Source organism: Ichthyenterobacterium magnum (assembly GCF_003610635.1).
Lineage (GTDB): Bacteria > Bacteroidota > Bacteroidia > Flavobacteriales > Flavobacteriaceae > Ichthyenterobacterium > Ichthyenterobacterium magnum.
Map to the genome: position 1 here is coordinate 164,046 of NZ_RAQJ01000005.1, position 14,370 is coordinate 178,415.

Sequence of the window (14,370 nt, forward strand, 5' to 3'; positions counted from 1 at the left end):
CTTTAAATCAACCTTTAATTAATTTGATAGATTATAATAGTATTAGAATCACCTTTGGTTACGAGTTCTAAACTTTGATCTCTGTCTATATTGTTGAGATCAATTGAAGAATTACCATAAATTGGAAAGTTTGCAATGGGTTTAGCTTGGCTATCAAAAAGGTGTATTTTTTTAGATTGTAAATCTGTTGTAGACACATAGATTTTATCATTAAGATAAAATATTTTGGGTGCTGTGTAGTCGCCAAAATCTAGTTCAATTGTTTTAGACCGTATTGAAAGTTTATTGTCTGAAAGCGAAGCGAGTGTTTTGCTCGTTGTGCTAATATTGTGCTTGTCGTTTAGGTATAAATTGGACTTGCTAACCTGACCTTTTTGATTTACCTGTATAAGGTTGCCTTTAGTATCTGTAGTTGTAAATCTATTTTTATATAAATAGATGTCATTACCTGAAAAATTAATAGCCTCTTTTACATTAACTCGTGTTTTACCAATACGATCTAAAATTTCAAGTTTAGTGCCTTGAGTAAAAACGATAAAGTCTTTTTTGCCTATTCTAAAATGTTTTGGTTGGGATGTGATAGTGTTAGCTGCTTTTTTATATGTAAAACCTTTTACGATTTTTCCTTTACTATCATACATTAGTAGCGATTTGCCTTGTGTTACTAACAAACGATATTTTTTCTTTTTGTCATAATCAAAAACAGAAAGTGGCTGTGTAATAGCATCATTAAATTTTAGAGGAAAAGGCGTAACATCTTTACCGTTTCTATCTAAAATGTACACGCGTTTAGGCGTTGCGAATGCAAGTTGTAGTCTCCCATTTTTATAAAAATCGACCTGCTCAATGTCTCCTAATATTTTTCCGTTTAATTTCTTTTTCCAAAACACTTTTCCTTGGTTAGAAATAAGATATAAGTTATTGTTTATGTCTTGAACAGCAATATCTTTTTGTTTTGTTTTATGGTTAGTTAAAAACTGAGGTTCTAATAGATCATTATCAAGAGAGATATTTAATTCTTCAGAAACAGTATTGGTAGAAGCTCTTTTTTTATGTTTTTTTATAATACCGTTTATATGTGCAAAATCTGTATCATAAATAAATTGTAGTGCCGAAGCATTATAACCTTTTAAGTTAAAGGAAATGTTTTCAGAGAAATTTGTATTGAATATAGTGTTTAAACTAGATGCATTATAATATGTAAATAATGATGACTCATCACTTAAATTGAGCATCATGTTTTTAAAAGCATTGCTTTCTGATAATGTAGTATTGTTTTGAGTATTAGAAATGATGTCTTTTAACAACTCTAAATCATTTGAAAAAATTAAGTAGTCATTAATGGCAATAAAGTTGGATGCTTGGTCGAAACTTATTAAAGGATAAAATGTTTCTTTAAATATTGTAGGATTATCAAAACTATAAATTGATACGTCTCTGTAAGTTTCTATACTGTTTTGTGAGTTGATGGCATCTTGCGTAGATGTTAAGTCGATAGAGTTTAAGAAAATGGCTTTTTTATTATTTTTATAAATAAGTCCAACTTCATTAATATTGTCAAAAATGTTTGTGACTGTTGCAATCGAATCTTCTTTTTTAAACTGTAATAACTGCTCATTAAAAGTTTTAAAATTATTAAATGTAAAACTCAATAAGTAATCAGTGTCTGGAGGACTCACTTTGCTTATTTGATTTTCTTGAGGTATTGTTTGTTTAAAAACATTAATTAAGCTTTTAGTAGAATCTGTAGCTTTGGTAATTCCGTTTAATAAAACCGCATCTTGAGCAATATTTGCATCCAATAAAATATAATTAGAAAATGTAGTGCTATTTAAATTAGTATTTTTAAAAAACGATGGGTTGGTATTAGCTTCATTTAAATTAAGCAGAACAGAAACTGAACTGCTTGTGTTTGCAGTGTTGTAAATTTTCTCTAATTCTTTTGGCTTTTCTTTTTTGTTGAAAGCATTTTCAACAAAAGCAAGACGATTAGAAACAAAAAACACACTATCAATAATACTAGAGTATAGTGTTTGATTGTTTATTGATATTTTATTGATAGATTTTTTTTTAGTAGAAAAAGATTCAACACTTATATTAGATATAGAGTCTAAATTAAAAACACTTTTATGATATTTTGTGATTAAGCTAAATTCTAAGCTGTCATTTTTATCTTCAGAAAGACAAATTAAAACATCATTGGTTGTACTAATATATTTTGTGTAATCTAATTGTTGCTTTAAATTATCAATTTTAGCATATTTAGAAATAGAACTAATTAAACTATTGTCTTCTATACTCGACAATACGTCAGGATATGAATTTGATTTAAGTATTACTGAAGTGTTTTCAGGAATGAAGTTAAAAATATTTGATGCTTCACTTTTGTTTTTCTCACAACTTGTAATTAAAATAAGTGAAATTAGTATAAATAGGATTTGCTTCATTAAGAGGGTTTTTGCAAATGTAAAAATTACAAGTCTAATTTAAACTGTTCGGGTAATAATCTAAAAGTTTTTCTGTGATATTTTGTTATTCCGTATTTTTTAATGGCTTCACGATGTTCTTTAGTTGGGTAGCCTTTGTTTTGTTTCCAATTATACATCGGGAATTCTTCATGAATTTTTTCCATATAAATATCACGTTGTGTTTTAGCTAAAATAGAAGCAGCGGCTATAGACAAATATTTACTATCGCCCTTAATTATTGTTTTATATGGGATATTATTTAAAGGCTTAAACTTGTTGCCATCAACAATAATGAATTCTGGAGTAAGATTTAATTGTTTAATAGATTTATGCATAGCTAAAATAGAAGCATTTAAAATATTTACAGTGTCAATTTCTTCAGGCCATATATGTGAAAAGGCAAAAGAGACAGCTTCAGATTCTATAATTGGTTTTAATAGGTTTCTTTTTTTTTCTGAAAGTAATTTAGAGTCATTTAGAATTGTGTTTTTAAATGATTTTGGTAAAATAACAGCAGCAGCAGTTACCGGACCAGCCAAACAACCTCTTCCAGCTTCGTCTGTACCACATTCTAAATTAAAAGTTGAAAAGTTTGATTTAAGGCTCAAAATGTTAAAATTTAAACAAAGTTAAAATTTTAACGCAACCATTTTAAGTTTTGAGCATCTATCTGTTAGTGCATTATAGTTTTTTTTGCTTTAATCTTGTTCTGTTGTTGTACATGTCATTTTGTTAACACTTTTTTAGTGATAATCTTTGGTTATTTAAGATATTATTAAGAAGTTTGCGCTTGACTAACTCAAATAATTGTTTTATGAAATTAAAATTAACAGGTTTAATGGCGCTATTTATGGTGTTAGTGATGCAATTTTCTTTTGCACAAGAGAAAACAATCACAGGAACAGTTACATCCATTGGTGATGGTTTGCCCTTACCAGGAGTAAATGTAATTGTTAAAGGAACTTCAAGAGGAGTTCAAACAGATTTTGATGGAAATTATGCTATTAAAGCTAGTAATGGAGAGACGCTTGTTTTTTCTTTTATTGGTTTAAAAGATAATGAAATTAAGATAGGTTCAAGTAATATTATTAATGTTCAAATGCAAGAAGATATAGCTTCACTTGATGAAGTTGTGGTTGTTGCTTATGGAGACACGTCGTCTCTTAGAACCAGTCCAGCATCAATAGGTACCGTGAAGGCAGAAGTGCTTGAAGATAGGGCAAATGCATCAGCTATTCAAAACCTGCAAGGTCAAATAGCTGGTTTAAATATATCTACTGGTACAGGTCAGCCTGGAGCTGATAGTACAATTATTTTAAGAGGACCAGGCTCGATTAATGGTAATATTGAGCCGCTTTTTGTTGTAGATGGTATTCCAGTTGATGAAGATAACTTTAGGAGTATAAATCCAAATGATATTGAGACTTATTCAGTACTGAAGGATGCTGCTGCTGCTAATATTTATGGTAACAGAGCTGCGAATGGTGCTATTGTAATTACAACTAAAAGAGGTAAGTATAATCAAGCTTTGAAGTTTAGATATAGCACTTCATATGGTTATAATGAGCTTCAAGACCAACCATTTGAGCTTATGAATTCAAGAGAAATACTTAATTGGCAAAGGTCAAATGGAGCTGGTTTAGGTTTTGGGATGACTGATTCTGAAATTGCAGCGATATCTAATCAGGTTAACACAAACTGGGCAGATGTTTTCTTTAGAAGAGGTACTACATTATCTCACGATTTGTCAATTTCTTCTGGAGGGGAAACTTCAAATAATTTCACTTCCTTACAATACTTTGAACAAGATGGTATATTTATTGGGTCAAAGTTTAAACGTTTTTCTGTGAGAAATAATTTTAGCGGAAGAAGTTCTGATGATAAATTTAGTTATAATTTGAATCTTTCATTAGGTTTTTCTAAGACTGATGAAGTAGGTGATAGTGCTGGTAGTGGTTCTACTTTTTTCAACCCATTTAGTGCTGCACTACAAGGCTTGCCATACTTGAGCCCTTATGATCCTGATGGTTCAATAACTACAGATGGAGGGATTTCTCCAGGTGATATTAATGCTATATTAGGTAGAGGTGCTTCGAATTTTCCTTATGTATTATTGAATAGTCTTTCATTGAATACTGATAGAGAAGAAGAAATTAAAATTTTAACATCCTTTAATGCTAATTGGAATTTTGCTAAGAATCTTACTGCTGGTATACAAGTAGGTATGGATTTATCTACAGAAAGTAGATTAGAAATTTTGCACCCAAATAGTATTCTTGGTCCATTTCAAGATCGTGTAGGTAATAATCCAGCGACTATATTTGGTGGTATTCAAGAAGAAACCTATACTAGAGACTTTAGATTTAATACAATATCGTCATTAAATTATTCTAATACATTTGCAGATAAGCATCAATTAGATGTTACTGCTTATTTCGAGTATTTAAAAGGTCATTTAGATGGTTTTGATTATGACCAATTTGGACTTGATCCGCGATTGATAGGTGATGGTTCTGCGTTCGTTCCAGGTACAACTACAGAGGTTCTTGGGGGAGCTACCGTAAACCCATATATTGATACTCTTAATTCATTTACTACAACTGTAGGTAATATATCTGTTTTTGGAGCATTAGACTATGAGTATGATGGTAAATATGGTTTTTCTGCAGGTGTAAGAAGAGATAATTCATTTAGATTTATCGATGATAATGCTTGGGGAACATTTTGGTCTATCGCTGGTCGTTGGAACATAGATCAAGAGGCATTTATGTCAGATTCAGCATTTGATTTATTAAAATTAAGAGCATCTCATGGTTTATCTGGTAATGATAGAATTAGAGGAGGTTATTATGGAGCTACTAATGAAACCAGAAATTTATATACAGCAGGTACTGGGTATAATGGTACAGTTTCGACAGTGCCAGGACAAGTTGCAAATACTTCATTAAGATGGGAAGAAACAACTCAATCTAATATTGGTGTTGATTTTTCAGTTTTTAATAGAAAATTAAGTGGATCAATTGATGTATATGAAAAAACAACGGATGATTTATTTCAAAATAATAATATTTCATTACTGAATGCAACAGGTGGTACTATTGAGTCAAATCTAGGTACTATGGTTAATAAAGGAATTGAATTACAATTGCGATATAACATTTATGATGATAGTGATTGGAAAATTTCTGTAAATGCTAACGGTTCTTATAATAAAAATGAAATTGAGGCTTTACCGCCTTCTTCAAATGGTTTAGTTAATCTTGGAGGCTCAACAGCTTTGGGTGAAGGTGAGTCTTTAGGGTCATTCTACTTAGTTGAATATGCTGGAGTTAATCCTTCTAATGGTAATCCGTTGTTTGTTAAAGCAGATGGAACTTTAACTGAAACCTTATTAGATGCTGATAGAGTGTTTTCTGATAGATCTATTTACCCTGTATGGCAAGGAGGTTTTGGTTCGGATATTAAGTACAAAGGTTTTGAGTTTACTACACAATGGTCTTTTGTTGCTGATGTTTACAGAAATAACTTAGATTTTGCAAGCCTGCAAGATGTTTCTGTAGGCTCTGTAGAAAATGGTAGAAATAGATCTGTGACTTTGTTTAATGCGTGGCAAAATGTTGGAGATATTACTGAAGTGCCTCGGGTAGGTTCTTCATTAGGGGGTGTTGATTATATTAATCAAACTGATAGATATCTTGAGGATGCTTCATTCTTAAGGCTAAGGAACGTAACTCTTGCCTATTCCCTTCCTGATAGTGTACTAGAACAACTACCTATTTCAGGAATGAGACTATATATACAAGGTGAAAATTTATTAACTTTTAGTAAATATAGAGGATGGGATCCTGAGTCTAATTTTAGAACAACAGATAGAGGTCAGTTCCCAACACCTAAGATTTATACTTTTGGTGCAACAATTAATTTTTAATAACAAATTAAAATGAAAAAAGATATTTTTAAAATAATAACCTTAATCTTATTAACTCTGTCATTTTCTTGTGAAGATGCTACAGAATTAATACAAGAAGGTGAGCTTACAGAAGATCAGGCATTTAGAACGCTAGCTGATATTCAAACGGGTTTATTAGGAGTTTATGCAGCTTACGATCCTGACGCTGGCGGGAATGGGACAGGTAATTCATTATATGCTAATGCAATTTTAACCGATAATGTGAAATCAGGATTGGCTAGTAATGGACAAGGCGCACAAGATTACGATTACCTTGTAAGTTTTACAACTGGTAGTATTCCAGATAATATTTGGAATGATAGATATGTAACTATCAATTTTGCAAATCGAGTTCTAAGGGCTATGGGTAATCTAACTTTTACAGGTGATGAATTAGTTGAGGCGAATCACATTAAAGCACAATTGTTAGCGATTAGAGCTTTGTGTCATTTTGAAGTACTTCAATATTTTGCTACAGATTATCAAGACCCTAATGCTTTAGGTGCTATTAATATTAATTATGTACCAGAAATTGATGAAGAGTTTCAAAGGAATACTGTAGCGGAAAACTTAGCTTTTATTAAATCAGATTTAGACGCAGCTAATAGCTTGTTTGATACTAATAACCCTACGGTTTCTAATCCTATATGGATAAATCAAGACTTTGTAAAAGTATTGAGATTAAGAATAGCTCTTACTGAAGGTGATTACAGTACTAATCATATCACACTTGCTAATGAGTTATTGGCTAGTTACCCTTTAGCTAATTTTGGACAATATGTTGGCATGTTTTTAGATGTTGATAATACTGAGGTAATTTTTAAATTAGAAAGAACAGTTGGTGATGGAAGTGTTGTACGATTGTTTTACTTTAATTTTGTTGGACCTGGTGATGGATTTTTAGAGATGTCTAATGAGTTATATAATTTATTAAGTGAAAATCCTGGTGATGCTCGTTTATTAGCATATGTAAATAATCAGAGTACTATTGTAGGAGTAAATGATTCTAGTAATGAAATACTTATTAACAAATACCCTGGTTCAGCTGATGGAGTACAGCTAAATGATATTAAATTAATGAGAGCTTCTGAGGTACAGTTAATTAAAGCAGAATTGCAAGCCAGAAACAATATGCTTACTGATGCAGCTTCATCTGTACAAGTGTTAAGAGATGCGAGAGGAGCTGGGTCTACACCTACATATAATACGTTGAATGAAGCTTTGACTGATATAATGAAAGAACGTCGTAAAGAGTTATGTTTTGAAGGTCATCGTTGGTTAGATATTAAGCGTATTGGGAATGAATTAGGTACTGGTGTAAGTAGATTATCAGTAGATTGTAGTTCTTTTGAAGCTGTTTGTGATGTTTCATCAAATGATTTTAGATTTACAATGGCTATTCCTCAAGATGAGTTAAATGGAAATTCTATTATTTCCCAAAACCCTGGATATTAATTCAGATTAATTAAAAAAATCAAATATTATGAAAAACATATTTAAGATATCTTTTGTATTATCATTGATGATGATTGTTCTTTCCTGTGATGAATCAGTTGAAGAAGTTATCTACAATGGTAATCCCAATGAAAATAGAACGTTCATATCTTTTCCAGCAAATGTTTATAACTTACCTGTAACTATTGATGATACTGGAAGCTTAGATATTATTCTAAATTCTAGTACTCTATCGTCTAGTGACAGAACTTTTAATGTAACATTAAACACAGATCCTGAGATTACAACTGCAGATCCTGCTACTTATACATTACCTAGTACAGTAACAATACCTGCTAATTCTTATCAAGGAACTTTGACGATTAGTGGTGCGGATAATGGGTTAGTTGATGCAACTATAAAACAGATTGTATTTAATTTGACTGGGTTATCTGATAGAGATGATATAGATAATGATGAGGTTATAGTGAATGTCTTTGAAGTTTGTCCTGTTCCTGACACTTATTTAGTTGGAGAGTACGATCTTGTTGATAGTAATGGTAATTTTCCTACAGAACAAGTAACTGTTAGTGTAGGATCAACGTCTACAGAGAGAGTTTTTAATACAACTTTTTTACCTGGATCTGGTGTTGATACTGTATTGCCAGTAACTATAAGTCTTGCTTGTAATGTATTTAATTTAACACCAGATATTGATATTACAGTTTCTTGTACTGGAGGTAATCCACCTTATTATATTTTAACAAGTGCAGGAGCGAGTAACAGTACTTACTCTTTGGCTTCTGATACTGTCCATACTATAAATTATACAGAAGATCCAAATGCATCCTGTGGAGGGACATCAATTCAAAATTTCACATTAACTAAAATTTAATTTCTAGATATGAAAAATATTTTTAAAATAATTCCTATACTATATATCATGTCATTAACTTTAAATAGTTGTGATAATAGTGAAGGTGAAAATGAAGGAAAATTTGATGCCAATAATGAAAGTGGTTGGGTGCAATTTCAAACCAATGCAATTCAAATAAGTCTTGGAACATATGATTTTGATAATCTTTTAAAAATCCCTGTTGAAGTGAATGTACCTGTGGTTCTAAATGATCTTGAAATTAGTTATACAATGGAGAGTGTTTCTGGGGCAAATCCTAATACAGTTTTTTCTAATTCTGGATTATTAGTAAACCCTGCAGGCACTTCTAGCCATTTTGATTTGAATTTTCCAGAAATTGAATTTAATATTACCGAGGCACTAAATGCTAATATCACTGAAACAATGGTTTTTGATGTTGTTTTAGATGCGACGGATAATTCTAATGTATCTATTGGAATAAATGGTACAGAAGTAACAAGACCAACAACTTATCGAGTTACTATATGCCCAATATTAGATACAGCAATGGCACCATTATTGGCGAGTAGTGATTTTTTTATTGGAGATTATAACCTTACTGTAACTTCAGGCGGAAGCTTGTTTGGAGGTGATGTATTTGCAGATCAAGTAATCACATTGTCAGAAGGAGCTAATGGTTCTCTTAGCAGAGAGTTTACTGTAGCTTATGAGCCAGGTGGATCGACAAATGATATGACGGTTTCGTTTTCATTTGAAACCAACGGACAAATTACGGTTGATGATGGATTGTCTACTAATATAGGATGTAATAGTCTCCTATTACTAGGAGGAGATTCAACGAATATATTTACTTTTGATTCATGCACAGTTTCAAGCACTGACACTTTAACATTAAATATGTTAGATTTTCAAGGTGGATCTGGTGGTTGTGGCGTTGGTGATATTACTTTAACTGTAGTATTAACTAAGGTGTAATCTATATTGCTAATAATATAAATGATAAAAAAGCCGCTATAGCGGCTTTTTTATCATTTATATTAAGTAGTTTCACTATTTTTTGTTTAGAAAACAAATAACTATTTTAGTAAAAAATATTAATATGAAAAAAACAATAATTTGTTTGGGTTTAATTATTGGTTTACTCTCTTATACTAATAGAGGGTTTAGCCAAAATAGAACTTCATTTTGGAGTAAATCAGATGGAGCATCTTTAAACTCAGAAAAATGGAAAAGGTCTTTTATGCCGACAGAATATTTAGTCTTTGATTTAGATATTAATAATCTATTAGTTCAATTGCAAAATGCACCAAATAGAAAAACTTCTAAATTTGAATCTGGTGTGATAGTAAGCTTTCCATCTATTGATGGTAGATTTGAGGATTATGAAGTTTATGAAGCTCCAGTTTTGGATTTTCAACTTCAATCAAATCATTTAGACATTCGTTCATTTGTTGGGAAGTCCTTAAAGGATAAAAGCAAAATAATAAGATTCAGTGTTTCACTTTTTGGTTTTAAAGCATTGATTTTAAATGCAAAAGAAGGTACCCAGTATATTGATTGTTTAACTAAGGATAGACTTTCTTATATTATGTATTTAAAACAACATGTATCTGCAGATCAGTACAGTATAGAATGTCTTACTGACGATAGCGAAGCAGTTTTAGATAATCTTAATAGAATCGCAGAGCCAAATGATTTATATAGAAACGCAAATGATGGAAAATTAAGAGAGTTTAAGTTGGCACTTGCTTGTACTGAAGAGTATGCAACATATCATGTAAATGAAGCTGGGCTTGGAATGGCTACTGAGGCGATAAAAAAAGATGCTGTGCTAGCTGTAATGAATGATGTTATGACTAGAGTAAATGCTGTATATGAGAATGAATTGGCACTTACTATGACAATAGTAAATAATAATAGAAATGTTATTTTTATAACAGATACTTTTTTAGATAATGATAATATAGGAACCTTAATAGACGAAAGTCAATTTTTTATTGATGCATTCATTGGAGAACCATATGATATAGGGCATATGTTAAGTACTTCTGGAAGTGGATTAGCACAATTATTTTCACCTTGCACTAGTAATAAATCAAGAGCAGTTAGTGGAGGTCTTGGTGGAGCACCTATTGGAATTGTTTTTGAAAATACTTTATTGCATGAGATGGGGCATCAATATGGAGCTTTCCATACATGGAGCGCTCCAGGGTGCTTTGGTACTTATTCGGCTTCTTCTGCTTATGAACCAGGTGGAGGAACTACAATAATGTCTTATGCTGGTATATGTGGTGCAAGTGCAAATATCCAACAATTTGCTGATACATATTTTCACCAAAATAGTTTGCAACAAATGTGGAATAATATTGCTTTTGGAGTCAGTACTTGCGCACAACAAACAGATACAGGTAATAGTGTTCCAACAGCTAATGCTGGTAATGATTATACTATACCTTTTGGAACACCATTTAAGTTAGTTGGAGTGGGAACGGATGATGGTAGTTCATTAACTTATTGTTGGGAACAATTTGATGCGAATGGACCTGAAGCAATACCAGGAGAATTTACTGTTGATGGACCTGTGATTAGGTCTTTTCCTCCAGAAACAATTAATACGAGATACATACCACGATTAGAAGATTATGTAAGTAGTGTTAATACTTCTACATCCTGGGAGAAATTAGTTTTAGTGAATAGAGATTTAAATTTTAGATTTACAGTTAGAGATAATGACCTTTCTGGTGGGCAAACAGCTACAGATGGAATGGTTGTAACTGTAACTAATACTTCTGGACCATTTATAGTTACATCTCAGAATACAGACGGAATAGTATACGAAGGAAATAGTTTGCAGACAATTACTTGGAATAAAGCAAATACTGATATAGGTCTTGTTAGCGCTTCAAACGTTGATATTCTTTTATCAACTGATGGAGGATTAAATTTTGATACAGTATTGATTTCTAATACACCAAATGATGGAAGTGAAGACGTAACATTAGCTAATGTCGATTCTGCTTCTTGTAGAATAATGGTAGTTGCATCTAACAATATTTTTTATAATATTAATTCCAAAGATTTCCAAATTAATCAATCTTTAAGTTTAGAAGATGAATCTTTTGCTGAAAATTTATCTATTTATCCAAACCCAAACTCTGGAGAGTTTCATATTAATTTTATTACAAAATCTATTGATGCTGTTAATGTTTTTATTTATGATATAAGAGGTAGGGTGATTTTTATGAACACCTATAGTCAAACTATAGAATTTGACGAGTCAATTAAGCTAAATAATATCCACTCAGGGTTGTATTTAATTAATATTACTAGTGGAAACAGTAAAGTTACTAAGAAGATAGTTGTTAATTAGGTTTCCTAATTTTTTAAAAATTAAAAGAAGATGTATTTTTACATCTTCTTTTTTTATACAACAATATTTGAAATTGATTAATGTTATAACTAGTGATGATTAATAAGGTATCTATAATAGTTCTGTTTTTTATTTTGTGTCAAACTGTTTTTTCTCAAAAATTAAAGAAAAAGCAAAATTTGAGTATACTTGACAGCTCTAGCGTTGCCTCTAGGCGAACTTCAAATAACAAAACCCAAAACACAAAAGCAACAATTGACCTTTATAAGATTATTTCTCATGAGAGAGACACAACAATTGTTGATACAACTCTATCAATAAAAAAAGAGTATAAGTTTAATTATTTACGAAAAGATAATTTTGGTTTGATGCCTTTTGCAAATATGGGGCAAACATATAATACACTTAGTTATAATATAAGAGATAATAATCTTATGCCAAGTATTGGCGCAAAGGCTAAGCATTTTAACTATATGGAAGTTGAAGACATTAATTATTATCAAGTCCCTACACCTTTAACAGAATTGTTTTATAAATCTGCTTTTCAACAAGGTCAGGTTCTAGATGCTTTTTTTACAGTAAATACATCAAAACAGTTTAATTTTTCAATAGCTTATAAAGGTATGAGGTCCCTTGGGAAATATCAACACATATTAGCTAGCACAGGTAATTTTAGAATAACTACAAGTTTTAAATCTAAAAATGAAAGATATGTAGCAAATGCGCATATGGTAACTCAAGATATATTAAATCAAGAAAATGGAGGACTAACAGATGAGAATGTTGAGTTTTTTGAATCTGGCGAAGAATCTTTTTTAGATAGAGGTGTATTAGAAGTGAGTTTTCAAGATGCCGAAAATTTATTAAAAGGGAAGCGTTTTTATTTAAACCATTCTTATGATATAATAACTAAGACAGATTCAACTTCCAATAATAAGCTTAAAATAGAACATGTAGTAAATCTTGATGATAAGTTTTACCAGTTTGACCAATCTACTAGTAATACGTTTTTTGGAGATGCTTTTAAAAGTACAAATTTGAGAGATAAATCAACGCTAGAAAATTTTTATAATCAATTGAAGCTTAACTACAGTAATAATGTTGTAGGTAATGTTCAGTTTAATGTTAGTCATAATAATTATAATTATGGATACGATAAGTTGGTTTTTATTGATGGAAATGAAATAACCAATAGATTAAAAGGGAATATTTTTTCTTTAGGAGGAAAGTACAAAAAACAAATTAATAAATTTTTAGTAATAGGAGAGTTTGGTATAAATGTTTCAGGAGACTTTGAAGGAAACTTCATCAATGCTGAAGCTTCATATGTATTAAATAAAGATATAGAAGCGCAATTTCAAGTAAACAAATCATCCAAAGCACCAAATTATAATACATTATTGTATCAGAGTAATTATACAAACTACAACTGGCAAAACAACTTTAACAATATTGAAACATTCCAATTTGGATTAAAAGTAAAATCTAATAAGTATCTAAATTTAGATATAGACTTCTCAACAATTGACGATTACATCTATTTTTCAAAAGATGATGTAACCAGTACGGTTAAGCCATTTCAGAATAACAATGAATCAATATCGTATTTAAGGGTGAAAATAGGTAAATCAATTACGTATAAGAAGTTTACTCTAGTAAATAATATAATGTATCAAAATTCATCAGACCAAAATAGTGTGTTTAATGTTCCTGAATTTATTACGCGTAACACATTATATTATTCTAATCATTTATTTAAAAAAGCAATGTTTTTACAAACGGGTATTACACTTAATTATTTTACAGAGTATAATATGAATGCGTATGACCCTCTTCTGGCTGAATTTTATGTTCAGAATGAAACTAAGTTTGGAGGATTTCCAATGCTAGATTTTTTTATCAATGCAAAAATTCGTCAAACACGCATCTTTTTGAAAGCAGAACATTTTAATTCTTCATTTACTGGTTACAATTACTATTCTGCGCCTAATCATCCTTATAGAGACTTTACGGTTCGTTTTGGTATTGTTTGGAATTTCTTTTTGTAGCTTTCATATACTATTGTAAATAGTCTTTATTATAATTAAGACATACTTAGTTGGAAATTTTAGATATTAGTTACTGCACTAAACAAATGTTTTAAGTCAAGTTTATATGAAAATTTTAAAAGCTCTTTCATCTCTAAAGTCTTTATTACAAGGGTTGTAAGAATGCGGTAAAAAAATAAATAAAAAAAAGATAAAAAAAGGGTTGTGAATAAAGAAAAGGGTTT

At 30.7% G+C, this 14,370-nt stretch carries 8 protein-coding genes; 6 read left to right on the plus strand and 2 right to left on the minus strand.

Annotation, left to right across the window (positions count from 1 at the left end):
- Positions 1 to 14: 14 nt before the first annotated feature.
- Both BXY80_RS12095 and BXY80_RS12100 read right to left on the minus strand, forming a co-directional pair.
- The gene (locus tag BXY80_RS12095) at positions 15 to 2,447 is read right to left on the minus strand and encodes a ribonuclease HII (protein ID WP_120202293.1); all 2,433 of its coding nucleotides are present in this window, start codon (positions 2,445 to 2,447) and stop codon (positions 15 to 17) included.
- Positions 2,448 to 2,473: 26 nt separating this feature from the next.
- Positions 2,474 to 3,076 (minus strand): ribonuclease HII, encoded by a 603-nt coding sequence (locus BXY80_RS12100; RefSeq protein ID WP_120202295.1) that lies wholly within the window; start codon positions 3,074 to 3,076, stop codon positions 2,474 to 2,476.
- 206 nt (positions 3,077 to 3,282) lie between these two features.
- On the opposite strand from BXY80_RS12100, the gene BXY80_RS12105 reads away from it, so the two are divergent.
- The 6 genes from BXY80_RS12105 (at position 3,283) to BXY80_RS12130 (ending at position 14,146) form a co-directional block, all read left to right on the plus strand.
- A complete protein-coding gene (locus BXY80_RS12105) occupies positions 3,283 to 6,396 on the plus strand; it encodes a SusC/RagA family TonB-linked outer membrane protein (RefSeq protein WP_120202297.1) in 3,114 nt (1,037 codons plus the stop codon).
- A gap of 12 nt (positions 6,397 to 6,408) precedes the next feature.
- Entirely contained in the window at positions 6,409 to 7,872 is a 1,464-nt protein-coding gene (locus BXY80_RS12110) for a RagB/SusD family nutrient uptake outer membrane protein (protein WP_120202299.1), read from the plus strand.
- A 28-nt stretch (positions 7,873 to 7,900) separates the two neighbouring features.
- Positions 7,901 to 8,746, plus strand: coding sequence for a hypothetical protein (locus BXY80_RS12115; protein ID WP_147376132.1), 846 nt, complete (start codon positions 7,901 to 7,903; stop codon positions 8,744 to 8,746).
- Between the two features lie 9 nt (positions 8,747 to 8,755).
- Positions 8,756 to 9,703 (plus strand): hypothetical protein, encoded by a 948-nt coding sequence (locus BXY80_RS12120; protein ID WP_147376133.1) that lies wholly within the window; start codon positions 8,756 to 8,758, stop codon positions 9,701 to 9,703.
- 124 nt (positions 9,704 to 9,827) lie between these two features.
- Positions 9,828 to 12,098 (plus strand): zinc-dependent metalloprotease, encoded by a 2,271-nt coding sequence (locus BXY80_RS12125; protein ID WP_147376134.1) that lies wholly within the window; start codon positions 9,828 to 9,830, stop codon positions 12,096 to 12,098.
- Between the two features lie 179 nt (positions 12,099 to 12,277).
- Positions 12,278 to 14,146 carry a putative porin gene (locus tag BXY80_RS12130; RefSeq protein WP_245977291.1) on the plus strand — a complete coding sequence of 623 codons (1,869 nt, stop codon included), beginning with the start codon at positions 12,278 to 12,280 and terminating at the stop codon, positions 14,144 to 14,146.
- Positions 14,147 to 14,370: the final 224 nt, after the last annotated feature.

Bases quoted from the DNA above. Each gene is read 5' to 3' on its own strand.
- BXY80_RS12095 (WP_120202293.1), bottom strand. From the start codon at position 2,447: ATGAAGCAAATCCTATTTATACTAATTTCACTTATTTTAATTACAAGT.
- BXY80_RS12105 (WP_120202297.1), top strand. From the start codon at position 3,283: ATGAAATTAAAATTAACAGGTTTAATGGCGCTATTTATGGTGTTAGTG.
- BXY80_RS12110 (WP_120202299.1), top strand. From the start codon at position 6,409: ATGAAAAAAGATATTTTTAAAATAATAACCTTAATCTTATTAACTCTG.
- BXY80_RS12115 (WP_147376132.1), top strand. From the start codon at position 7,901: ATGAAAAACATATTTAAGATATCTTTTGTATTATCATTGATGATGATT.
- BXY80_RS12120 (WP_147376133.1), top strand. From the start codon at position 8,756: ATGAAAAATATTTTTAAAATAATTCCTATACTATATATCATGTCATTA.
- BXY80_RS12125 (WP_147376134.1), top strand. From the start codon at position 9,828: ATGAAAAAAACAATAATTTGTTTGGGTTTAATTATTGGTTTACTCTCT.